Here is a 22,456-nt window from a genome sequence, read left to right on the forward strand (position 1 = left end):
CTGCGAATATTAAATTCATGGAAAAGGATACACTTTAATGCCTTTCCTCTATATTATTTGCATACAAAATAAATCTTTGATAATATATAACTAATATATCTCGAATTCGAGATAAATAAGGAGGGCATAAATATGAAATTAGCGGGTATACACCATGTATCAGCCATTACTGGAGATGCAGATAAAAATCATGATTTTTCACTAGAATATTAGGGATGCGTTTGGTGAAAAAGAGTGTTAATCAGGATAGTACCTCTTCGTATCATTTGTTTTACGCAGATGCAGTAGGGACACCTGGTACGGATATGACGTACTTTGATATTCCGATGGCAGGCCGAACATATCCTGGAGTATCAAGTATTAGTAATACAGGATTTCGAGTGCAAAGCGATGATGCATTAACGTTTTGGAAAACAAGATTTGAGAAATATGGGGTGCACCATGATCAGATAGTAAAAAGATATGGTAGAAACACGCTTTATTTTGAGGATTTTGAAGGCTCCAGAATGATGCTTGTAGTTGATGATGGGCAAGGGATTCCTTATGGGAAACCATGGGTAAAAGATGAAATCTCTGCTAAAAACGCCATAGTAGGTTTAGGTCCAGTTACATTAACAGTAAGAAAATCGGCTGCAACTGAAAAAGTACTCCAAAGTATACTCGGATTTACACTAGCAGGATCATATCCATCCAAATTAGAAAGTATGCCAGATATTCTTGTATACACTACAGGAGAAGGTGGGCCGGCAGGAGAAGTGCATATCGAAACGCGTACAGATTTGCCTATTGAGCGTCCAGGTCGTGGAAGTGTCCACCATGTGGCATTCCGTGTAACGACAATGGAAGATTATCCAAAATGGGAAGAATTATTGCGCTCTCAGGGATTTACTACTTCAGGGTTAGTTGATCGCTATTATTTTAAATCTATTTACTTTAGAGAACCGAACGGCATTTTATACGAATTGGCAACAGATGAACCGGGGTTCGATTCTGATGAACCGATGGAAACACTTGGAGAAAAACTTGCATTACCACCTTTTTTAGAACCACAAAGAGCCCAAATAGAAGCTAAGTTGCGTCCGTTGTCAATTAACAAATAAGTGTGTTAAAATTCAGAAAAGGAGTGGTAGACAATGGATTTTCAATACAAAGAATTAGGCAATGACGTTTTTGCGTATGAGTATACGCAAGATGGAGAGAAACTTGGAGAAATAACGTGGACATTACTTGGAGACATTATGGTAATGGATCACACTTTCGTTTCTGATAAGCTAAGAGGTCAAGGTATAGCAAAAAAACTACTGGATGCTGCCGCTTCCTATGCTCGCCAAAATAATTTAAAAATGGAGGCTGTATGCTCTTATGTTGTAGCAGTCTTCAATAAATCAGATGAATATAATGATGTAAAAGCCTAGTAAAACAAAAAGGCAATCCGCTTTATAAATAAGTGGATTGCCTTTTTATTTTTTGTTTACTAAATCTGTGTAAATAATACCAAGATACCTGTTAATACCGAAGCACCTGCCAATGTGTAAAAGAAATCAGTCTGGTTGAATATCAATTTTTTCTCCATCTAATCATCCTTTCTAGAATAAGTGTTAGTATATAAATACCCAATTATAAAATAATATAAACAGGTTTAACCCAAAAGGTTGCGGGAAGATGAAAAAAGACGAAACTTTTATAAACTGTATTCGTAGAATAGTTATATTAAAATTTTAATGGAGGTTATCTATATGTCACGTACTGGAGAAATGGTGTTAGGAGTAATTAGTGCGGTTTTTACTATTATTGCAATTATAGGAGTATCCTTTCTAGTTATTAGTGGAAGCGCTGCAATTCAAGACGAGTCAGTAAAGTCTGATATACAACAAGAAATCTTGAATGATCCGAATTTTACAGGAGAGGAAGCTGAAATGGTTGTCCAATTTTTGGACGTATTACCGGGAATGTTCAGCACTTTTGGGTGGGGATTTGTTATCGTTCTTGTGATTAGCCTTGTATTGAATATCGTAGGAATTGTTGCTGTTACTAAAAACAAAAAACCGAAGCTTGCAGGTGCTATGTTTATAATAGCTGGACTATTTGCGGGAATTATTTCATTGACTTCGATCTTATTGTACATCGCTGCAATTATGTGCTTTGTTCGTAAAGGACCAGCACAATTGACTGATCAAGATGAATACTATAAGACTGTATAACTAGAAAAAACACTAGCTTAATAAGCTGGTGTTTTTAATAGGTACATGTATTTTGCGGTAGTTAATGGATGCCCCTCAAAATATTCGTCAAATTCTTCTAAGCATTCAAAACCAAATTTTTCATAGAAAAAACGAGCATTTTGATTTTCTCCTTCTACATAAACGAATAATTGGCGGCCAGAATGCATTTCCTCTAAGCCAGCTTGAATTAACTTTTTACCGTAGCCAAGCTGTTGATACTCGGGCAAGATATAAATGGCAGTTAGTTCTGCATCACCATCTTCATCTACATATGTAAAGCTAGCAAATCCAACTGGCTGTCCTTGATATTCAGCGATTAAAAAAATAGTTTTTTCCATTCGTTTCGCAAGCATTGTATTCGAATACGCTTTTTCTAGAAAAAGGGATTGTATATTATCAGGAATAATACCTTTATATGTTTCGTTCCAACTGATCTTTGCGATTTGTTGTACAGTTGAAATATCTTCTAACGTCGTCGCCCTAATCATTCGAACTCACCTCTAAATTCTTTTTGTTATCATATCAAAAATACGAGCAATCTTCTACCAATAAGTAGAATAAAAACACAAGCTTCTTATTTTTGTAGTGAAAATTAAAGTTTAAGTGGTGTAAAAGAGGGTATATATTAACAGGTAATAGAATAAGGAGAACTCGGAGGTAATTTAAATGGCAAAAAATAAATCATTATTATTAGCAGGTCTTGCAGCGGGGGCATATGCCTATTTTAGAAAAAAAGAAAATCGAGACAAAGCGATGGTAGCGTTTAACAATACAAAGGCAAAAGTAAATTCCTATATGGAAGCTCAAAAGCATAATAACTCAGATTTAACTACAGCAGGTAACCCAGATCCTCAAGATGTCCAAGATAACAAAATGGTATCTGAAGGGGCTATGACAAGTGTCCAGTATTATAATGAAGAAGTACAAGATAACACTAAAAAATCCGAAGAAGTTACAAATTAAAAGTGCCTATTAAGGGCACTTTTTAATTTGCCAGAGTCTTTACTTTTTATTGATTAAAATTGATAAACCAGATATTATGAGTAAAATAATTCCCGTTAGGAAAAAGCCGTCATTGGCAGTTAACTCTAAATAACCAGTCACACTCGATCCTGCTACAACCCCAACAGAGAAAAAGGCATAGAAATAACCATACGCTTTGCCCCGGTTAGAAGAATGTGTAGAATCGATTAATAGTGAATTAATAGAAGGGAATAAAAACGCAAAGCCGACCCCATATAAACCCATCCAAATATACATAAACAACAATATCTCCGTTTGTCCTAAAAGCAACATACTTATACCCATAAGAGACATTCCGAAAGCCAGCGTCTTCACAGGCTTTACCAGATCGAAAATACGATTCGTTGGCATAATAAAAACCAGAATTGCGACAAATCCGAAGGTACTTAATAGCAAACCGCTAGTTTTCGTATCAAATCCGAGATGTAATATCTTTAATGGTAGCATATAAGCTAATACGCCTTGCGAAAACATTAAGAAAAATGCTCCTGCAAAAGCTTTTACAAGTCCAGCTTCCTGAAAAAAATGGCGAATAGAAATAGTAGGAGTTGACTTAGGAATGGTGGTTTGTCTACGTATTGTAATGGATCTTAAAAGAAAAATCGATAAAATGCTTAACATAAGCATAACGCAAGCCGTAATACTAAGTACAAATACTTCGCTTTTCTTACTAGCAATAATTCCGCTCATAGCTGGACCTACTATAGCAGCTAATCCAACAAATGCACCAGATAGTGCCACCCCTTTCCCACGTTTTTCGCTAGCTGTTTGGTTAGCCGAAAAAGTAAAAGATGCAGGTACGATAAATCCTGCAACCAAACCGTGGATAAATCGTATGAATAATAAACCAATTGGTTCTGTTACCAAATGATACAAAAATAATGCAACGCTAGTAGTAAATAAACCAAATAGTAGAACGTAATAGGGACCTTTTTTATCAGTCAAGAATCCAGAAATAATGTTACCGATTGTATTGGCGAAAGAATACATGCCTACAACTAAGCCGGTTATAAATGGAGTTGCACCTAGTTTATTAGCATAAGGACTCATAATCGGCAATTGTGTAAACAGATCAAAAAATGAGAAAAAGATAATGATATAAACAAATAAGCGCAATTTAGATCCTCTTTTCTATATCGAACTATTCCTTAGTTTAGCATTTAGATCTGCTTCACACTAGAAACGGGAAATAATATTTGGATAGTATAAATATTTATAGAGGATAATTGAAAAATAGTGGAAAATGACGAAATAAACTATAGTATACATATAATTATGTTTATATAATAACAAAGGAAATTTATGTGAAAAATATCACTTCTTTTAAGTGATAATATTTTAAACTTCCAGTATAATGATATAAAGTGATTCTGTATTCCTAAAGTACGAATTCCAAAAGTACTAGACGAAAAGAAAGATGAGGTTTGTATGTATAGCAAAGAGAAAATATTTTTGGAGTATTTCTCCAAGTCTTATAACAAAGAAATGGGTGTCACCAATAGAATCGAAGGACTAGATCAGTTTTTCGAATTAGAGAAGAAGTTATTTCTACATATGTTTTCATATGAAATAGAAGAAGCAAAAGCAGTATTGAGAAAAATGATTGACTTAATCATTGCTAGAACTGGAAAACAAATGATATTAAATGTGAAAAATTACTATATTCAATTAGCATCCATTATGGCGAGAAAGCTTTACGAAAACCAAGTACCTACTGATAAAGTAATGGCCTTTAATATTGCAAGCGTTGATATTATTGATACACAAATGAATGATGCTCAATTTCTCCAATGTGCAGATGAGCTAGTAGAATTTTTTGTTTTGGTCATCACAGAGAGGAAAAAACCCTCCTTCGGTCACCAAACAGTGAATAAAGTAATATTATTTATCAACGATGGGATTGAGACTAGTTTAACGGTGGAGGATATTGCAAATCATTTCAATATTAGTACAAGCCATTTGTCTCGTATATTCAGAGAACATACTGGTGTAACTTTAGTGGAGTATTTAAATATTCGTAAAGTTGAAGAATGTCAGTTTTTTTTACGGCACACGAACAAACCTATTTTGGATATTTCAGATGCATTCCATTTTTGCAACCAAAGTTACTTCACGCGTATTTTTAAAAAATATACAGGTGTTACACCTAAACAATTTAGAAATCATCTGGAACATCCGACCTTTAAATATGTTTTCCCTAATGAGCCTAAATCACTTTAGATTTGATAAATAGCTTCATAGTGATGTATACTCTGTATAGTTTGATAATTGTAGGTGAATGAATTGAAAAAGAAGATTAGTTTACTTTCTATTCTTGTATTCGCAGCCCTTGTATTAGGTGGATGCGCAGGAGTAGAAAACAAAGAGGGTACTTTTTACAATATATTTGTTCGACCTTTTGAATTTTTGATACATTTCTTTGGTGAAATGTTCAATGGTAGCTATGGGCTAGCGATTATCGCTATCACAGTTATTATCCGTTTTGCACTTATGCCATTAATGCTTAGAAACTATAAGCATCAGCAAGGCATGAAAGAAAAAATGGACAAATTGAAACCAGAAATGGATGAAATTCAAAAGAAATTAAAAGAAACAAAATCTAAAGAAGAACAAATGGCTTTACAACAAGAAATGATGGGTCTATATCGCAAACATGGTGTAAATCCATTGAATATGGGTTGCTTGCCAATGCTTATTCAAATGCCTATTGTAATGGGATTATACTTTGCTATTTCGCATTCAACAGAGATTAAAGCCCATCCGTTTTTATGGTTTAACTTAGGTTCTCCTGATATCGCGATGACACTTATAGCGGGAGCAGTGTATTTCATTCAAGCGAAAGTATCATTATGGACAGTACCAGAACAACAAAAGCAACAAATGAAGATGATGATTTATATTTCTCCTATTATGATTATGTTCATCTCGTTCAGCTCAATGGCAGCATTGCCACTTTATTGGGCAGTTGGTGGGCTATTATTAATATTCCAAACATACTTGGGAAGAAAATTCTATTCTAATCATCCAGAGAAAGCGAAAGAATCAGTATAAAAAACGAAGCTTTTATAGCTTCGTTTTTTCTTGTGAGGTGTATGAAATGAAAAGAAATTGGATTTTTGGTATTTTAATTGTAGGAGCAGCAATTACTGCCTTAGTGTTTATCGTATTAGGTAATTTAAACCTAGCAGTTTTATTTATGACAGCTATTTTTGCACTTAGTAATGGCTACCGTGCGATTAGTTTTAAGGAAAAAGGATTTCCACGCGAGGCAAAGTGGATGAGAACGATGGCAATAGTATTTACTATCCTGTTTTTCGTCGTTTTAGGATTAATATTATTTTAAAGATGCGTTTACCTGAGAAAGGTAGACGTATTTTTATTTTAAGGAAGATAGTCTAGCGAATTATTCAGGAAAAAATGGTAAACTAGAAGTATCGTTAGTGGAAAGAAGGAAGACGAGTACATGAAGTCAAGATATAGTATGTTACAAAAGAAGAAAAGAAAATGGCCTTATATTGTTTCAGGATCCATTTTAGGAGTTTTAATAGTAGCAATTGTCGGGTGGATTTGGTGGAATGACTGGGATATAGATAAAAGTATAGCTGCATTAGGAATTTCCCTTAAAGCAGAGGAGTCTGTACCCGTAGAGGAAAAACCAGTAGAAGAACCAGTAGAAGAAGAACCGGTTGTAGAAACCCCAACTGTTGTGGAACCTGAAGTTGATATGTCAGGAGCAAAAGGGTATGTGGGCAACGAAACATTGCCGGAAGAACCAACTTATGTGGAAGGGATATTGATTGCAAGTAAAAAATATCCATTGCCATCTACTTATGCACCAGGGGAAAGCAAGGAAGCAAGAGCTGCTTTTGAGGAAATGGCAGCAGAAGCTAAACTTTCTGGCTATGAGTTGGTTGCATTTAGTACGTATCGTTCGTTTGAATATCAAACAACTCTATATGAAAAGTATGTAAGTAATGATGGTCAAGAGGCAGCCGATCGCTATAGTGCCAGACCAGGCTATTCTGAACATCAAACAGGGCTTGCTTTCGATATAGGAGAAAAGCATTTTGAACAACATTTTGCTAGAGAGAGCTTTGGAGAAACAGAAGCTGGCAAATGGGTGGCTGCCAACGCCCATAAGTATGGTTTTATCATGCGCTATCCAAATGGAAAAGAAAAAATCACTGGATATATGTACGAACCATGGCATTTCCGATATGTAGGTAAAGAGCTTGCCCCAAAGGTTTTTGAAGCAGGAATAACGTTAGAAGAATATTTCAACTTATAAATGAAAAGAGGTTTCCGACTTTGGAAACCTCTTTTTTATAATATTGGAGATAGCAATCGTGCCAGTGATTCTTTAAATTTAATCATTTTAGTTCGTTCCTCGTAAATCTCCCACGTCATCTCGGTTGATACTTTCATATCCTCTTCGAAAATTTCAGCTAGCTTATGAGAAGTTTCCCGATCATAGATAAATGCATTCACTTCAAAATTCAACTTAAAACTTCGAACGTCAATATTAGCTGTCCCTACAGTAGAGGCTTCATCATCAATTACAATCATTTTTGTATGCAAAAATCCATTTTCGTAAATGTAAATTTTTGCCCCAGCTTTTATAAGTTCTCCAACATAGGAGTAAGTAGCCCAATAAACAAAAATATGGTCTGGTTTGTTTGGAATCATGATCCGCACATCGATACCTGATAAGCAGGCAATACGTAATGTGTCCATAAAACTAGCATCCGGGATAAAGTATGGAGTTTGGATATAAATGTACCTTTTAGCCATCATGATTAACTTTAAGTATCCATTTTTAATTTGTTCCCATTCGGAATCCGGACCGCTCGAAACGATCTGTAAACCGACAGAACCTTTTAAAGGGATAGCTGGGAAAAAGATGTCGGAGTATTCGATATCATGTTCAGCGGAAGCTTGGTTCCAATCCAGTATAAAACGTGTTTGGAGCGGATGAACGGAGCTTCCCTCAATCCGTAAATGCGTATCCCGCCAATATCCAAACTTTTTGTTTAATCCTAAATACTCATCCCCCACATTAAATCCTCCGATATAGCCAATACGTCCATCAATTACGACTATTTTTCGGTGATTACGATAATTCATCCGAGGATTAATGAGAGGTAAAATGGCAGGAAAGAAAGCTTCCACCCTTCCACCCAAATCAATTAGTTCTTTAAAATGTCTTTTCCTTAAGGAACGAGATCCAGTATCATCGTATAATATTCGAACTTTTACCCCTTGTTTTGCTTTTGCTAAAAGCACTTGGTAAATTTTCTGCCCAAGGTTGTCTAAACGAAAAATGTAATACTGAATATGAATATGATCTTTCGCATTTTCTAAATCATGTAGGAGCGCATCGAATTTTTTACGACCATCCGTAAAAATTTCTACATCGTTGTCTTGTGTTAAGACTGCGTGGTTATTATGCAAATGCATAATAATAAGCTCTTTATAATGACTAGCATCATCTAGGCGGAAATCGAATGAGTCATCCTCTATAGCTTCCATTTGGAATTCGATCAGCTTATCAATCCCGATTTTGTTTTTTCCTTCCCATCGAAATAAATGCTTTTTACGTAACTTTCTTCCAAATAACAAATAGATACCGAATCCTACGATAGGGATAAAAAACAGAATCATAATCCAAGCCCATGTGGAAGAAGCGTCCCGCCTTTCCAAAAATATTAATGCAATAGCAAGGAAAATATTTAAAATAAGAATGCCGGAAACGAGTAGGCTATAAACGCTTGCTGCCATAGTAACACCCCCTAAAGTGAAGTTTATCTTCAGTATAGCTGATTTAACGAAAAGAAAGAAGAAAAGCAAATATCTATTACATTTTGGCGTAATCGCGACATCTATTGAATTGCTCCAGATGCTTATAATGCTTGAAAGAATAATACCCTTACTACTGGATATGTTAAACTACGATTGCCTTTCTTTTGAGAGAAATAGAATGTTTGAATTCCTTGACGATACAATTTAGTTTAAAAACCCACTTGACCAATAGGAATAAAAGAATTATTATATGTTAAGAGTTAAATAGGGAGGTATTTCAGGTGGATTTATTATTCATTATTCTTAACGTGGTAGCCTTATTGGTTTTCGTTGGAATATTAATCATAATGCAAAAGAAACATGTTTCTTTTTCAAAAAGAGTATTTACAGCATTAGGGCTAGGGATTGCATTAGGCCTAGCGCTAAACTTTATTTACGGAGTAACATCAGAAGTATTAGCAGACTCTGTACAATGGTATAACCTAATTGGAACAGGATATGTGAAGCTTCTTCAAATGATTGTAATGCCATTAGTGTTTATTTCAATTTTGGGTGCGTTTACGAAAATTACAATTGGTAAAAACTTCGGGAAAATGGCGGCCATCATTTTAAGTATCTTAATCGGTACGACAGCAATAGCTGCACTTGTAGGTATGGGCTCAGCGGCGATATTTGATTTAAATGCAGATCAAATTGTGCAAGGAGATGCAGAGTCAGCTCGGGCAGAATATTATGAAGGACGTTCTGCGGAAGTAGCAGATAAAACGCTTCCTGAGCAAATAATTGAATTGCTACCTGCAAATCCATTTTTAGATTTCACAGGAGCACGTTCCACATCTACTATCGCTGTAGTTATTTTTGCAGCATTTTTAGGATTCGCTTACTTAGGGGTTTCACGTCGAGACAAAGATAATGCAGCGATTATTAAAAAGGGTATTGATGCAGTTTATGCACTTGTCATGAGTGTAGTGAAAATTGTATTACGTTTAACGCCATACGGAATTTTAGCAATTATGGCAAGAACAGTAGCAACATCTGATTTTGGAGCAATATTCAACTTAGGTAAGTTTGTAGTAGCTTCTTACGTAGCACTTGCAGTAGTGTTTGGCATGCACTTACTAATTATTTTGTTATCTGGGCTAAATCCAATAACTTATTTGAAAAAAGCAGCAGAGCCATTACTGTTTGCGTTTACTTCACGTTCAAGCGCAGGGACATTACCTATTAACATTAATACACAAACGAACAAATTAGGTGTAACAGAAGGAGTTGCTAACTTCTCAGGATCATTTGGTTTGTCTATTGGGCAAAACGGATGTGCGGGTGTATATCCAGCAATGCTTGCATTTATGATTGCCCCATCACAAGGAATTAATCCATTAGATCCGATGTTCATCTTAACAGTCGTAGCAGTTGTTGCTATCAGTTCATTTGGTGTTGCAGGTGTAGGAGGCGGAGCAACATTTGCCGCAATTCTAGTACTTTCTGCTTTAAATTTACCGGTTGCTTTAGCTGGTTTACTCGTTTCAGTAGAACCATTAATCGATATGGGGCGTACTGCAGTAAACGTAAGTGGTTCAATGACAGCAGGAGTTACTACAGCAAAAATTACTGGAGAGTTAGACAAAGACGTATATAATGCACCGTTAGAAACACAATCGGTAGAAGCTTAATAGAAATACGAAAAGCCGTCCTTTCGAGGGTGGCTTTTTGTGTTTTATTAAGTATCTCTGGCATTGGAAAATGTTCTGCAACAAAATGTCTAAGCTAGACATTAGATTTTATCAGCACCTTATGCGCAGTATAGGGAAACTGAGCGGTAGTGAGTTGAATGAAGTGTCGGCTAGGATTTCCGCTACAGGGCGACGCTTTCCGCGGGCATGGCTTCAGCCTCCTCGTTGCTTGCGCTCCTGCGGGGTCTTCAGCTCACGCTATTCCCGCTGGAGTCGCCGCCTGCAGCGGAAATCACTAGTATTGATTATTTAATTTGTATAGACTTGTTAAACAAAATTTTAAGCAGATTTTCGGTTGTTCATTGAAAGCAAGTAAATCTACATACTGCTCTGTGGTTGGTATCGGCAACAAGCTAATTTCAAAGTCATCTACATTTTTATCCAGCCCTTCCTAAATAATTTCCTTATACTTTACATAAATTTAATGAACAGATTTTCAATTTTAAGAAAATAGTTTGTTATAATTTAACTAAATATGCATAACAAGGAGTTGGATAAATGCTACAAGCGATTGATCTTCACAAGAAATTCAAAACAAAAGAAGCGGTTCATAAAGTTAATATGCTTCTGGAGGCAGGAGAATCTGTTGGGTTACTCGGTCCGAATGGTGCTGGTAAGTCTACAACTATTTCCATGTTATCTTCTTTAATAATGCCGACAAGTGGTGAGGTGTTATGGAATAACGTATCCATCAATAAAAATCCAGAGGCTCTCCGTAAAACACTCGGTGTAGTTCCACAAGAAATTGCATTGTATCCAGAGCTCTCTGCAAAAGAAAACCTACACTTTTTTGGACGTATTTATGGATTGAAAGGACAATTACTCGTAGAACGTACGGAAGAAATATTGCGGAAAATTGGTTTGTCTGACCGCAAAAACGATATAGTGAAAACCTTTTCTGGAGGTATGAAGCGTCGTTTAAATATTGGAGCAGCACTTTTACATAATCCATCTATCTTAATCATGGACGAACCGACAGTTGGGATTGACCCGCAATCGAGAGCCTATATTTTAGATACTGTCAAACAGCTCGTCGAAGAAGGCATGACATTACTTTACACCAGCCACTACATGGAAGAAGTAGAGCTTCTCTGTGACAAGATTTATATTATGGACCAAGGTGAAATCATTGCCCACGGCACAAAAGAAACATTAAAATCACTAGTTTCAGACAATCAAACCATCGAATTAAAAGCACATGTCTTATCAAAGGGATTCGAGGCGGCTCTAAAAAAGCATTTTCCAACTGCTAATATTCGCAAAGAAGATGAAATACTATTGATTACAATGCCCCAAAACGAAGAGCCACTGGCGACTATATTTGCAATTGCTGCAGAAAATGCAGTGACTATTACTTCTGCGATTGTGAAAGTTCCTTCTCTGGAAGATGTATTTTTACATTTGACAGGCAGAGCATTGAGGGATTAGGGGGAGAATCTGTGATGTTACTTAGTTTAATTGGAAAACAGATGAAAATGTTGCTGCGTAACAAACAGCCGCTTATTATTTTGCTCGTGATGCCTGTTGTGCTCATTACCATTCTTTCTACTGCTCTCGCTAGTGTGATGAATAGTGAGGAAGAAGCAGCTATTCAGGCTAAACTTGTACTAATAGATGAGTCGAGCTGGGAACAGGAAGAGGCGTCTATTGAAAGTTTTTTGAAAGAAGGGGGAGTTAACGGACCTGCTTTGGAGGCCTTACTTCAAGTTTTCAAGAGCAATGATCCTATTTATATCTTAGAAGAATCAATTTTGGACACAAAAGATATTAGTAAATATATTGCGAAGGAAAATAGGCAATCTACTGAACTCGATAATCTTAGAAAAGACAAAGAAATCGCTGGCATCTTAGTGATTCCTGCAGACTTTCGTTTCAATTACATAAAATCAGCTTATTTTGATGAACAGGAAACCCCTGATATGGATTTGTTTTTAAGCCAAGAAAATGGAATACGCGCTTCGATTATTCAATCGGTGCTCGAAGAGTGGCAAAGTGGTTTCACTAAATCGCTTGCTTTAACGAAAGCTGGAATTCCAGCTGATGGAGTAATGCAAAATGAGCAAGCGGTTGAAAGGATTGAACAGGTGTTGCAAGGAAGTGAACGAAAAATTCCTGCTTCGATTTATTACACAGTTGGAATGCTTGTGATGTTTGCACTTTATATACCGACGTTTTTGGCTGGCTTTGCTTTGCAGGAAGTGCAGTGGAAAGTATATGATCGAATCCTTTTAGCGGGTGTACCCGCCACACTATATGCTTTTTCTATCTTTATAACGGGAATGATTATTGCACTGATGCAGCAAGTCATCATCCTACTATACGGTAAATTTGTGTTAGGTATTGACTGGATTGGTTTGGAAGGAATGACTTTAATCGCGTTAAGTTTTAGTTTATTTATCGGAGGGCTTTCTGCTTTACTCACGACATTACAACTTCGAACGAAATCAGAAGGAGTTGCAAATATATTCAGTGGTTTAGTAGTTTCCATATTCGCTTTTTTAGGAGGTTCGTTTTTTAACATAGGGGACGTCTCTAGTCTGCTTGCGAATATAGGGAGTTTTACGCCTAATGGAGCAACAATGAGCGCTATTTTAGCGATTCAAAAAGGACAATTATTAGAAGTTATTTGGTCTTATATGTTCACATTGTATGGCTGGTTTGTTATTTGTATATTGCTATCTATTGTTTTATTTCCAAAAAGAGGGGTGACATCGTGAAAGGAATATGGCTGGCAAGGTTGCAAAACTTGAAACGAAAACCTCTCGTTCTTATTTCAATGACGGTTATGACTGTTATTTTTGCGTATGTATTAAGCGGTGGCGTCGGTAGTAGTGTAACCTTATTAGTCGCGACGGATGACACGGATATGAGTAATAAGGCTTTGGAAAGGCTACAACATATAGATGATTATTCCATTACCGTTTTAACAGAGGCAGAATTGCAAGAAGTAATGAAAGAAAAGAGGGACAAAATCGGATTACAGCTTTATGAAAAAACGTATTCTGTTTTAGCAGATACCGAATCGGACATCGTAAGAATGCTGTCTCTTGAAGTAGTAACCATCTATAACGAGCTTTCTTTTCAAGAACAGATAGTTACCAATGCTGGAGAGAGTAAGTGGGAAGAAGTAGAAAACAGTATGGTGGAAGAACCATCATTTCTATTGGAAAAGTCCTCTATGGATGAGTCTCAAGTTTTTAGATACGACGGAGCACTTCAAAGTCTTTTTGGGTTCATGCTCTATTTTGTCTTTTATACAATTTCTATCAACGTTCAATTTATATTAGAAGATAAACGAACAGGAATATGGAATCGTTTGAAGCTTGCATCTATAAGTAGATTTCAATTGTATTTCGGTCATTTATCTTTTAGTTATCTTATTGGACTTATACAAATGCTGTTAGTCATTTTCTTGTTTCGCTTCATCATTGGTACAAATATGTACGGTGGATTCTGGAAAGTGGTCGTTATTTCTAGTGTGTATGTATTACTCGTCATGGCGTTTTCGTTGTTTATTATTTCACTTGTGAAAACCGTTAGTCAGAGCAGCGTTATTATTTCTTTACTTGCTGTAGCTTTTGCAATGATTGGCGGGGCATACTGGCCGCTAGAAATCGTTCAATCAGAAGGGCTGCTAGCGATGAAATGGATATCTCCTATTTATTACGGAATGGAAGCTTTAAAAAGAGTTACCATTTATGGGGAAACTTTAGGTGGAGTCTTTTCGTATATATCTATGATGATACTTTTAGCAATATTGCTAATCGTGATTGGTATTACTTTACTAGAAAAAAGGACAGAACGATACCATTCTAGTGAATAGATAGGGGTGTTTGGAATGTACTGGTGTAAAATTGCGAGGACAGAAAAAGAATTTGAAGCGATTGCTAGATTAAATTATCAAACGTTTGTAGAAGAAATTCCGCAGCATGAACCGGATCCAAGTGGAATGAGGGTGGATCCATTTCATCATGAAAACGTGTATGTTATTGTGCTAAAGGATCAGGAACTCGCAGGGATGGTTGCATTTCGTGCAGTCCGTCCTTTTTCCTTAGATTTAAAGCTTGGACCAGTAGAGGATTTGCTTCCCAATGATGCGCTTAATGGACTGTTGTGTGAAGTGCGTTTAATGGCAGTCGATAAGGCTCATCGAAATGGACGAGTATTTTACTATTTAGCGCGTGCATTATCTGATTATGCGTATGAGAACGGATACGGGGCTGCTGTTATATCAGGAACTATTCGTGAACAAAAATTATATAATCAACTAGGTTTTGAACCTTTTGCAGAAACTGTCGGGACAGGGGATGCCCTTTTTGTTCCAATGGTGCTGACAAGAGAACGATTTGACCGTTCCGTTGCTGCTCGGTTTAAGCAAAAAAGATATTCGTTTTATCCGGGACCTGTTCAACAAACGGAACTGATTCAACAGGCATTTCTAGAAAAACCAATATCCCATCGATCGCATGCATTTGAAGTGATGCTAGAACGAGTGAAAAATAAACTCTTGGGGATGAGTGGGGCAGACTATGTACATCTTTTATCCGGAAGTGGGACGCTTGCGAACGAAGCGATGATTGCCCAATTATACGTATTAGGAGAGAAGGGGCTAATACTTACAAACGGTGCATTTGGAGAACGCTTGGAAAGGCAGGCCAGTAGATGGGGGCTTGCTTTTGAGGTACAAGCCTATGAGTGGGGGACACCATTTGATAAGACGGAAATTGAAAAAGAACTTGCAACTGGTAATTATAGCTGGTTATTAATGGTGCACGGGGAAACTTCTACGGGAATGTTAAATGATCTGGAAGCATTCGCTAAAATGTGCAAAGAATATAATGTGTTGCTTTGTGCAGATTGTGTAAGTTCTTTTGGTGCGTTACCATTTTCAATGGATGGTGTGTATTTAGCTACTGGAGTCAGTGGAAAAGCTATTGGAACCATGAGTGGTTTAGCATTTGTCTTTTCAAACTCGGAAATTGTAACGAGCGATAACATTCCAGCTTATTTAGATATTGGTCTAACAGCTAGCCAAATGATCCCGTTTACGATGTCCTCCCAGCTTGTACAAAGCTTAGTGAATGCCCTGAAAGCCTATGAAAAAGGTGCAAGATATACACTTTTACAAAAACGGATTAAGTTCATCGAGGAAGAAGTGAAGAAGCAGCAAATCCAATTATTAGCGGATGATCATTACCCAATGATTATTACTTGGCAGGAAAAAGTCTTTCCTCATTTAGCCGAGGATGCAAGAATGTCCGGTTTCGATCTTCATTATAAAAGTGATTATTTAGTGGACCGAGGATTGCTACAGGTTTCATGTATTCAACCAGATTTTGAAGATGCTTGGTCGAAGTTTACAAATTGGATGGATAATTATCGGGCATACCATACCAAGTAAATGATGATTGAAAAAAATAATAAATCGACTTAATAAAAAGTGTTGTCTCCCAGTCAGTTCTGATAGGGAGAGAACACTTTTTTATAAATTTCTTCAACGAATTTTTTATATGGTGTTTCTGGCATTTTACGGATATTATCGACAGCAACTTGTACTGCTTTCATTGCCTTATCCTTCTGACCTAGCTCTAAGTAACATAATGCCATATAGGCATCTTTCTCGTAGAAGGTCGATAAATCGATTGGATGATGAAGGATTTCGGGTATAGTAACTTCCTTTAATTTTTCGATTGCTTGTTCGAATTGGCCCAAGCCAAAAAACGTTTTACCTCTTTCTAATAAGAAAAAGGAGTGAATAGTTTTTTATTTATACTTTTAATCGAAAGTGTGTTGTATAAATGATCTGCTTCTTCATACATTTTTTTAAAAGAATTTAAGTAATGGATATTAGCGTAATAGATGAAAATTTTCGAATCCTCATCATCGGCAAATTCACTATATGCAAGAAGCTTATTTAAATAATGTTCTATTTTTATCTCATCCTCTGCCATCATCGCTTGTGCGGCCGCTAATCTATACAAATTATCCACTTGCTTAAATATCTTATGTTTATTCGAATACTGAATGGCTTTTTCCATTACACGAATCGCATCATCATATCTGCCGACAGCAAAATATAAAGTAGCTTCTAAATAATCGTAATCTAAGTGAGATAGGGGGTCTATCCATAATGGATTGGCTTCTAGTTTTGCACGTTCTTTCAGAAGTATGTCCAGCGACTCTTGATATTGATGCTTCATATATGGAATTACTGCAAGGGATGCCCCTATATCTCCTTGTTTTGTCGTTAAATTTAACTGTTCATACATCACTGCCACACGTTTTAGAAGATTTTCAGAGTCATCGATGTTTATTAATGATAAACAGCGGCTGTACATTTCTAGTAAACGAGCAGCTTCATATCCTTTTGTAAGCTTAGGCACATATGGTTTCACTAATTCAATTAGTTGCTCGTGCTCATTTGTTAGATCCTCATAGTTCGTACTAAAAAGGATTTCCGCTTTTTCGAGTAGCTCTCTTAATTCGATGTTGCTAACTTCTTCTAAAAGATCCGTAACATCCACGTTTAGTCGTCCTGCTATATAATTTAAACTTTCCATGGAAGGGTTTGCTTTGTTGTTTTCGATTAAGCTAAGCATTCCTTTTGTGAGCTCTGTGCCCGCCAGCGTTTCTAAAGTCATATTTTGTTGTTTTCTCAGTTTGCGAATTCGCTCTCCTAATGTTGGCATATTCTTCACCTCGGTTTATTAGTTTAATTATATTAAACTTTTGGTTGAAATGAAAGTAATGCTATGCTATTATTTGTTTAATTAAATTAAACATTTCAAAGGGGAAATGAAAATGGAAGAAGTGCTAAAGCTGAAAAGGGCTACCTATCATTTGTGGACGTTTACGATTAGTAAAATGATTTCTAGTTTTGGGGCACAAGTGTATGCTTTCGCAATCAGTTTTTATATTTTACAGTTGACTGGGTCCGCTTCAAACTTTGCATTGAATTTGATTTGTAGTATTTTGCCAAGAACTTTAGTTGCGCCATTTGCAGGGTATGCTGCGGACAGATATTCGCGGAAAATTATTGTCATAGCAGCGCAAATTGCAACGACTTTAGCAATAATCGGCTTACTTATAGTTAGTATAACGGCTGGTTTGTCATTAATAGCAATTTATACAACGACTGTTATTTTATCGTTGGCTTCTACGTTTTCTAGTGTCACATTTAGCTCATCCATTACAGGATTAGTGGATGAAGGAAGAATTCAAAAAGCGATGTCGCTGAACCAAATGTCGATTTCATTTGCTGCAATCGGCAGTCCAGCTTTAGGTGGGTTATTATATGGGGCAGTTCCTATGCCAGTGTTTCTAATTATGTACATGGTTGCATCGGTTATTGCGGTAGCTTTAGAGTCTACGATGAATTTTACTTTATTTGCAAAACGCAAAGAAGTTGTGGAGGGAGAAGAAAAAGAACCAATGCTTCAAAGTATGAAAGAAGGATTGCGTTATTTGAAAAACCAACCCATTTTGAAAGCGATTGTGTGGATTTCACTTTTCATTAATTTTTTATTTGGTGCTTATATGGTAGGTTATTCATTTATTTTAATCGAAAAGCTAAAAGTGGCTTCTGAGCATTTTGGATTAACAGAGGGTGCTTTTGCGGTAGGTATGTTGCTATTATCCATTTACTTCTCTACCAGAAAAGAAGTCAAGTATCCTTTATTGCTTTCAAAGAGAAGTATAGTAATAATGGGTGTCCTTATGGGAGCAGTAGCTTTACCATTAATCGTTAGCATGTCCTACAATGTTACATTCGGTTACTATGCTATTTTAATGTTTTGTCTCGGATCTGCGATGATCATCACAAATACTCCAATGCAGGTGATGATGCAAAAGATGATTGAGGATGATTATAAAGGCCGCGTATTCTCTATTATAGAAACGATGGCAATGGCGCTTATGCCTCTAGGGACGGTAATTTATGGATTTTTGTATGATTTGCTGCCTGCAGAAGGGGTTCTTATCGTATCGAGTCTGTTATTAATAGCGGTTGTATTGATACTAGCAAGACCATCCGTTATTCGTACCGCACATCCTGAACTGAAATAGAAAATGCCAAGGAGCGACTTTTCGCTTCCTTGGCATGCAATTTTACTCTACACTTTTAACATTTTCTTTGAATTACGGAATGCGAAAATCAATCCGATAGTTAATATCGCAAGTGCACCAGAAAAGACATAAATATTATCCGGTTGAACGGTGAACAACCATGCAAATAATAATGGACCAATGATTCGCCCGAGGTTATCCATTGAATAGGCCATTCCGGCTGCCGTTCCGTAGCGTCCACCTGACTCTTTCGAAGTAAGTGAAACAATTGTTGTTCTTGCAAGCGCATTTCCTGCAGTGAATACGCATAAGGAGAAACCAGCCCAGAAAATGCTGTTTGTAAATACAGTCATAAACAAGCCGATAGCCGTGAAAATTTGTGCATATAAGAGCCACTTTGTTTCGGTGCCATTTTTTATACGACGCACGACACCTCCCTGAATAGCTGCATCAACAAACCCGCTAAACATAAATAGATAACCAATTTGAAGTGGTGTAATGTCAATTCTTTCAATTTGGAACAACTGGAATGTAGCCTCTAAACCAGCAAGTAAAAAAGTGACCATAAAGGAAAACAAAAATAAATACTTAATACGATAACTCCAAAGACTTGCAGCACCTTTGGGAAGTAGAGCACGTTTGTTTGCTTCTCCGGTACGTTCTGGCTCTTTCAAAATAATAAATGCATACAAAAAAATCGCCAGTAATAACAATGCGGAAACAGTAAACGGAAGTGCTAAGTTAACATGTCCAAGTACACCGCCAATTGCAGGTCCAAAAATAAATCCTAAACCAATCGACATTCCAAGAAAACCCATATATTTATTGCGATTTTCTTCATCTGATAAATCAGCAGCAAATCCAGTTACCGCTGCGTAAAGTGCGCCGGAGAATAATCCTCCTACTACACGGGATAAATAAAGCATAAATAATGAATCAAAAAATAAAGAAAATAGCCAGAAACTCAAACTAAATCCAACTAACCCAACTAATATAAGTGTTTTCCGACCAATACGATCAGAGAGCATTCCCCAAAATGGTGCTGTGAAAAAAGCAGCTAGGGAGTAAATGGTAAGTAAACCGCCAACATGAATTTCTTGATAATTCTGCTGTAAAATGACTTCGGGTAAAACGGGAATGATAATCCCAAAGCCTAGATAAACTAAAAACTGTATGGACATTAATATAAAAAGAGTCTTTTTCATACAAAAACCTGCCTTCTGGAAAACTTCTACTTTCTATATTACATGTTTTCATAAGGTTTGGCACATTGGAGATGGAGTCACTTTTTTATGTATTCAATTTATTGAATGCGAATGGAAAACTCAAAAAAGCCATCCCTCGAAATTTTGGGATAGCTCTTCGTTTAAAAACTTCGTGGTTCGGAAATGCTTTCCATAGCGTTTGAAATTTCTTGCACATGCGGAAAAGGGAATGCTAGATCAGCTAAAGATACGAAGCCAACAAGTAAACCATCTTCCATTACGGGGAGCCTGCGAACTTGATTGCGTGCCATCACTGCCGAAGCTTCTGTGGTTGTATCGTCAGGAGAAACGGAAATGACTGATTTCGTCATGACATCTTCTACTTTACTTCGTACATCTCTTGCAACAGCACGTGTCACGATATCTCGATCCGTAATCATACCGACTAATTTTTTGTTGCTGACAACTGGCAAACAACCGATATCTAGTGTTCGCATTTGATCTGCAACTTCATTTACATAATCTTGCGGATTACATGTTACTACTTCTCTGCTCATCACATCTTTCACGTTCATATTAAATCACTCCTTTTGTTCGCAGTTTTCATTTTGTAACTGTCTAGTTTCAGCGCCTTGCCCCTCGGGGGCAAATGTCTGCTCCTGCGCAAAGCTCGTCGCAAACAAAATCGCTTGTGGTGGCTGAGGAGCTACCTCCTTGGCCCGTACGATACGGGTTATGTCTGCTTTGCCACACGATGTGGCGCACTTTGCAGACCTACCCCACCCCATTTGCCTGTCGGGGCAGACATAGGCGCTTCCACATTTCTTTACTAGTTTGGTTTACAAAAGTTTAAAATATGTAATATAAAAGAAAGTTTAAAATGAATAAAAAAGTGGTATGATAAAAACAAAATAAAAAACAAAAGAAACTTTTTTCAACATAAATCGTAATAATAAATGGAGAGGACGAGGTGGATAGAATGGCAAAGGAAGTTGATTTAAAGAAAATTGTAAGTAATCTTTCAAAGCTGGGTGTTACAGTTACAATGACAAAATCGAGACTTGACATACTTAAAGCGTTAGCACCACCAGCACAAACTCCCCACACGCAAAGTTAAAAAGAGTGGCTCGAAAAGTTCGTATAAAATTGAACTTTAGAGCCACTCTTTTTAAATCCATTCTTTTTTAGTCATCATCTTCATTTTTAGCGAACATATACGTTTTATGGTGAAATTTCATACTGAATACGAGGCCGAGTGCGAGCATATTTCCCATGAGCGAACTACCACCGTAGCTTATAAATGGTAATGGAATCCCCGTGATTGGTAGCAATTGTATCGTCATCCCAATATTTTCGAACACGTGGAATGTAATCATAGCAATGATTCCTGCACATACATACGTGCTATACGCATCTTTAAGCTGAAGCGTAATTTTCGTTAAATGAAAAATAAGTAAAAAGAAAATACTGATGACAATGCTTGTACCTATAAAGCCATACTCTTCACCTATAACAGCAAATATAAAGTCGGTATGATTTTCAGGTACATACACAACTCGTCCACCATAACCTTTACCAAATATTTCCCCTGAACCAATAGCGTTTAAGGAAGTGATTAAGTGCATTCCTTCATCGGAGGCATAGGAATAAGGATCAAGCCAAGAATATATACGAGCGAATTGGTAACCCTGTAAGCCGAACTTTTCCTGTAAAAAATCTTGCATATAAAGCGCCATCCAAAGAAGAGACGCCCCTATAGTTACGGATCCCAACAATAACGGGAGAATAATTTTCCAAGTTATTCCTGCTACTATAACTAACGCTGCTGTAATAGCGATAAAAACAAGCGCAGTTCCTAGGTCAGGCTGTTTGAGAATAAAGGCTAATGGAATCAGCAAGGTAATAGCGATTTTTCCGAGTAAAATAAAATCCGTTTTTAAAGACTTCATTAAATATACTTCATGATGATTTGTGATTAAACGGGCAAGAGCTAATATAAAAAAAGTTTTCATGAATTCAGCGGGTTGAATATCCCCAATAGGTAAGTGGAACCAGCTTTTCGCATTGTTTCTTGGTTCAACCAGTGCTAAGCTACCCGGCAAGATAAAAAGAATGAATAGTAGCAGTACACCAATACCATAAATATACCAAGACATTTTTTTGTACTGATCAGGTTCAAAAAACATGACAAGCCCGATAATGACGGCACCAACGCCATACCAGAAAACTTGTTTCGCTACAAAGTTGTATCCAGCATATTGACCAGTAGTTACTGCAGAAGAAATAGCAAGTAAACTAACGATTAAAAATAATAATATAATAAAAGCGAGGGTCCAATCGAAGCGATCGGCAAAGCCTTTTTTGTTTTCCATAAGAGTCACCTAAATTTCTTTCAAATTTCACTTATTCA

22 protein-coding genes and 1 pseudogene are annotated in these 22,456 nt (G+C 36.7%); 15 read left to right on the forward strand and 8 right to left on the reverse strand.

Going from position 1 to position 22,456, the window contains the following annotated elements; genetic code table 11:
* The first annotated feature begins 132 nt into the window (after positions 1-132).
* The 3 genes and pseudogenes from OR571_RS02390 to OR571_RS02400 all read left to right on the forward strand — a co-directional run bounded on the left by OR571_RS02390 (position 133) and on the right by OR571_RS02400 (position 2,201).
* Positions 133-1,100 (forward strand): annotated as a pseudogene (locus OR571_RS02390) (ring-cleaving dioxygenase).
* A 33-nt stretch (positions 1,101-1,133) separates the two neighbouring features.
* Entirely contained in the window at positions 1,134-1,415 is a 282-nt protein-coding gene (locus OR571_RS02395; RefSeq protein ID WP_282241266.1) for a GNAT family N-acetyltransferase, read from the forward strand.
* A gap of 321 nt (positions 1,416-1,736) precedes the next feature.
* A complete protein-coding gene (locus tag OR571_RS02400; protein ID WP_282241267.1) occupies positions 1,737-2,201 on the forward strand; it encodes a DUF4064 domain-containing protein in 465 nt (154 codons plus the stop codon).
* A 17-nt stretch (positions 2,202-2,218) separates the two neighbouring features.
* Here OR571_RS02400 and OR571_RS02405 read toward each other — a convergent pair whose 3' ends face one another.
* Complete coding sequence (locus OR571_RS02405; protein ID WP_282241268.1) at positions 2,219-2,710, reverse strand: GNAT family N-acetyltransferase; 492 nt, start codon at positions 2,708-2,710, stop codon at positions 2,219-2,221.
* Between the two features lie 178 nt (positions 2,711-2,888).
* On the opposite strand from OR571_RS02405, the gene OR571_RS02410 reads away from it, so the two are divergent.
* Complete coding sequence (locus tag OR571_RS02410; protein ID WP_282241269.1) at positions 2,889-3,185, forward strand: hypothetical protein; 297 nt, start codon at positions 2,889-2,891, stop codon at positions 3,183-3,185.
* 39 nt (positions 3,186-3,224) lie between these two features.
* Here OR571_RS02410 and OR571_RS02415 read toward each other — a convergent pair whose 3' ends face one another.
* Positions 3,225-4,361: an MFS transporter gene (locus tag OR571_RS02415; RefSeq protein ID WP_282241270.1), complete on the reverse strand. Its 1,137-nt coding sequence runs from the start codon at positions 4,359-4,361 to the stop codon at positions 3,225-3,227.
* A 312-nt stretch (positions 4,362-4,673) separates the two neighbouring features.
* Here OR571_RS02415 and OR571_RS02420 point away from each other — a divergent pair, with 312 nt between their 5' ends.
* The 4 genes from OR571_RS02420 (at position 4,674) to OR571_RS02435 (ending at position 7,533) form a co-directional block, all read left to right on the forward strand.
* A complete protein-coding gene (locus OR571_RS02420; protein WP_282241271.1) occupies positions 4,674-5,465 on the forward strand; it encodes a helix-turn-helix transcriptional regulator in 792 nt (263 codons plus the stop codon).
* 63 nt (positions 5,466-5,528) lie between these two features.
* Positions 5,529-6,296 carry a membrane protein insertase YidC gene (gene yidC, locus OR571_RS02425; RefSeq protein WP_142539429.1) on the forward strand — a complete coding sequence of 256 codons (768 nt, stop codon included), beginning with the start codon at positions 5,529-5,531 and terminating at the stop codon, positions 6,294-6,296.
* Between the two features lie 46 nt (positions 6,297-6,342).
* A complete protein-coding gene (locus tag OR571_RS02430; RefSeq protein ID WP_282241272.1) occupies positions 6,343-6,588 on the forward strand; it encodes a hypothetical protein in 246 nt (81 codons plus the stop codon).
* 120 nt (positions 6,589-6,708) lie between these two features.
* Complete coding sequence (locus OR571_RS02435; RefSeq protein WP_282241273.1) at positions 6,709-7,533, forward strand: M15 family metallopeptidase; 825 nt, start codon at positions 6,709-6,711, stop codon at positions 7,531-7,533.
* Positions 7,534-7,568: 35 nt separating this feature from the next.
* On the opposite strand, the gene cls is transcribed toward OR571_RS02435, so the two are convergent.
* Entirely contained in the window at positions 7,569-9,023 is a 1,455-nt protein-coding gene (gene cls / locus OR571_RS02440) for a cardiolipin synthase (RefSeq protein ID WP_282241274.1), read from the reverse strand.
* A gap of 368 nt (positions 9,024-9,391) precedes the next feature.
* Here cls and OR571_RS02445 point away from each other — a divergent pair, with 368 nt between their 5' ends.
* The 5 genes from OR571_RS02445 (at position 9,392) to OR571_RS02465 (ending at position 16,178) form a co-directional block, all read left to right on the forward strand.
* Positions 9,392-10,717, forward strand: coding sequence for an L-cystine transporter (locus tag OR571_RS02445; RefSeq protein WP_282241492.1), 1,326 nt, complete (start codon positions 9,392-9,394; stop codon positions 10,715-10,717).
* 558 nt (positions 10,718-11,275) lie between these two features.
* On the forward strand, positions 11,276-12,205 hold the full coding sequence (locus tag OR571_RS02450) for an ABC transporter ATP-binding protein (protein ID WP_282241275.1): 930 nt from the start codon (positions 11,276-11,278) through the stop codon (positions 12,203-12,205).
* 14 nt (positions 12,206-12,219) lie between these two features.
* Positions 12,220-13,494 carry an ABC transporter permease gene (locus OR571_RS02455; RefSeq protein WP_282241276.1) on the forward strand — a complete coding sequence of 425 codons (1,275 nt, stop codon included), beginning with the start codon at positions 12,220-12,222 and terminating at the stop codon, positions 13,492-13,494.
* Positions 13,491-14,600: an ABC transporter permease gene (locus OR571_RS02460; protein WP_282241277.1), complete on the forward strand. Its 1,110-nt coding sequence runs from the start codon at positions 13,491-13,493 to the stop codon at positions 14,598-14,600. Before OR571_RS02455 ends, OR571_RS02460 begins: the two co-directional genes overlap by 4 nt.
* Before the next feature lie 15 nt (positions 14,601-14,615).
* Positions 14,616-16,178 carry an aminotransferase class V-fold PLP-dependent enzyme gene (locus OR571_RS02465; RefSeq protein WP_282241278.1) on the forward strand — a complete coding sequence of 521 codons (1,563 nt, stop codon included), beginning with the start codon at positions 14,616-14,618 and terminating at the stop codon, positions 16,176-16,178.
* A 53-nt stretch (positions 16,179-16,231) separates the two neighbouring features.
* Here OR571_RS02465 and OR571_RS02470 read toward each other — a convergent pair whose 3' ends face one another.
* Both OR571_RS02470 and OR571_RS02475 read right to left on the reverse strand, forming a co-directional pair.
* Positions 16,232-16,489: a hypothetical protein gene (locus OR571_RS02470; RefSeq protein WP_282241279.1), complete on the reverse strand. Its 258-nt coding sequence runs from the start codon at positions 16,487-16,489 to the stop codon at positions 16,232-16,234.
* Positions 16,490-16,512: 23 nt separating this feature from the next.
* Positions 16,513-17,466 (reverse strand): helix-turn-helix domain-containing protein, encoded by a 954-nt coding sequence (locus tag OR571_RS02475; protein ID WP_282241280.1) that lies wholly within the window; start codon positions 17,464-17,466, stop codon positions 16,513-16,515.
* A gap of 112 nt (positions 17,467-17,578) precedes the next feature.
* Here OR571_RS02475 and OR571_RS02480 point away from each other — a divergent pair, with 112 nt between their 5' ends.
* Entirely contained in the window at positions 17,579-18,841 is a 1,263-nt protein-coding gene (locus OR571_RS02480) for an MFS transporter (RefSeq protein WP_282241281.1), read from the forward strand.
* Positions 18,842-18,888: 47 nt separating this feature from the next.
* Here OR571_RS02480 and OR571_RS02485 read toward each other — a convergent pair whose 3' ends face one another.
* Positions 18,889-20,046: an MFS transporter gene (locus OR571_RS02485; RefSeq protein ID WP_282241282.1), complete on the reverse strand. Its 1,158-nt coding sequence runs from the start codon at positions 20,044-20,046 to the stop codon at positions 18,889-18,891.
* A 161-nt stretch (positions 20,047-20,207) separates the two neighbouring features.
* A complete protein-coding gene (locus OR571_RS02490) occupies positions 20,208-20,621 on the reverse strand; it encodes a CBS domain-containing protein (RefSeq protein ID WP_282241283.1) in 414 nt (137 codons plus the stop codon).
* Positions 20,622-21,025: 404 nt separating this feature from the next.
* Here OR571_RS02490 and OR571_RS02495 point away from each other — a divergent pair, with 404 nt between their 5' ends.
* Entirely contained in the window at positions 21,026-21,163 is a 138-nt protein-coding gene (locus OR571_RS02495) for an Lmo0850 family protein (RefSeq protein WP_170206517.1), read from the forward strand.
* A gap of 67 nt (positions 21,164-21,230) precedes the next feature.
* On the opposite strand, the gene OR571_RS02500 is transcribed toward OR571_RS02495, so the two are convergent.
* On the reverse strand, positions 21,231-22,418 hold the full coding sequence (locus tag OR571_RS02500) for an FtsW/RodA/SpoVE family cell cycle protein (RefSeq protein ID WP_142539442.1): 1,188 nt from the start codon (positions 22,416-22,418) through the stop codon (positions 21,231-21,233).
* Between the last annotated feature and the right edge of the window lie 38 nt (positions 22,419-22,456).

Source organism: Psychrobacillus sp. NEAU-3TGS (assembly GCF_029955155.1).
Taxonomy (GTDB): domain Bacteria; phylum Bacillota; class Bacilli; order Bacillales_A; family Planococcaceae; genus Psychrobacillus.

Bases quoted from the DNA above. Each gene is read 5' to 3' on its own strand.
- OR571_RS02450 (WP_282241275.1), top strand. From the start codon at position 11,276: ATGCTACAAGCGATTGATCTTCACAAGAAATTCAAAACAAAAGAAGCG.
- OR571_RS02435 (WP_282241273.1), top strand. From the start codon at position 6,709: ATGAAGTCAAGATATAGTATGTTACAAAAGAAGAAAAGAAAATGGCCT.
- OR571_RS02455 (WP_282241276.1), top strand. From the start codon at position 12,220: ATGTTACTTAGTTTAATTGGAAAACAGATGAAAATGTTGCTGCGTAAC.
- OR571_RS02420 (WP_282241271.1), top strand. From the start codon at position 4,674: ATGTATAGCAAAGAGAAAATATTTTTGGAGTATTTCTCCAAGTCTTAT.
- OR571_RS02485 (WP_282241282.1), bottom strand. From the start codon at position 20,046: ATGAAAAAGACTCTTTTTATATTAATGTCCATACAGTTTTTAGTTTAT.
- OR571_RS02500 (WP_142539442.1), bottom strand. From the start codon at position 22,418: ATGGAAAACAAAAAAGGCTTTGCCGATCGCTTCGATTGGACCCTCGCT.
- OR571_RS02445 (WP_282241492.1), top strand. From the start codon at position 9,392: ATGCAAAAGAAACATGTTTCTTTTTCAAAAAGAGTATTTACAGCATTA.
- OR571_RS02395 (WP_282241266.1), top strand. From the start codon at position 1,134: ATGGATTTTCAATACAAAGAATTAGGCAATGACGTTTTTGCGTATGAG.
- OR571_RS02410 (WP_282241269.1), top strand. From the start codon at position 2,889: ATGGCAAAAAATAAATCATTATTATTAGCAGGTCTTGCAGCGGGGGCA.
- OR571_RS02480 (WP_282241281.1), top strand. From the start codon at position 17,579: ATGGAAGAAGTGCTAAAGCTGAAAAGGGCTACCTATCATTTGTGGACG.
- cls (WP_282241274.1), bottom strand. From the start codon at position 9,023: ATGGCAGCAAGCGTTTATAGCCTACTCGTTTCCGGCATTCTTATTTTA.
- OR571_RS02400 (WP_282241267.1), top strand. From the start codon at position 1,737: ATGTCACGTACTGGAGAAATGGTGTTAGGAGTAATTAGTGCGGTTTTT.
- OR571_RS02465 (WP_282241278.1), top strand. From the start codon at position 14,616: ATGTACTGGTGTAAAATTGCGAGGACAGAAAAAGAATTTGAAGCGATT.
- OR571_RS02430 (WP_282241272.1), top strand. From the start codon at position 6,343: ATGAAAAGAAATTGGATTTTTGGTATTTTAATTGTAGGAGCAGCAATT.
- OR571_RS02490 (WP_282241283.1), bottom strand. From the start codon at position 20,621: ATGAACGTGAAAGATGTGATGAGCAGAGAAGTAGTAACATGTAATCCG.
- OR571_RS02405 (WP_282241268.1), bottom strand. From the start codon at position 2,710: ATGATTAGGGCGACGACGTTAGAAGATATTTCAACTGTACAACAAATC.
- OR571_RS02475 (WP_282241280.1), bottom strand. From the start codon at position 17,466: ATGCCAACATTAGGAGAGCGAATTCGCAAACTGAGAAAACAACAAAAT.
- OR571_RS02495 (WP_170206517.1), top strand. From the start codon at position 21,026: ATGGCAAAGGAAGTTGATTTAAAGAAAATTGTAAGTAATCTTTCAAAG.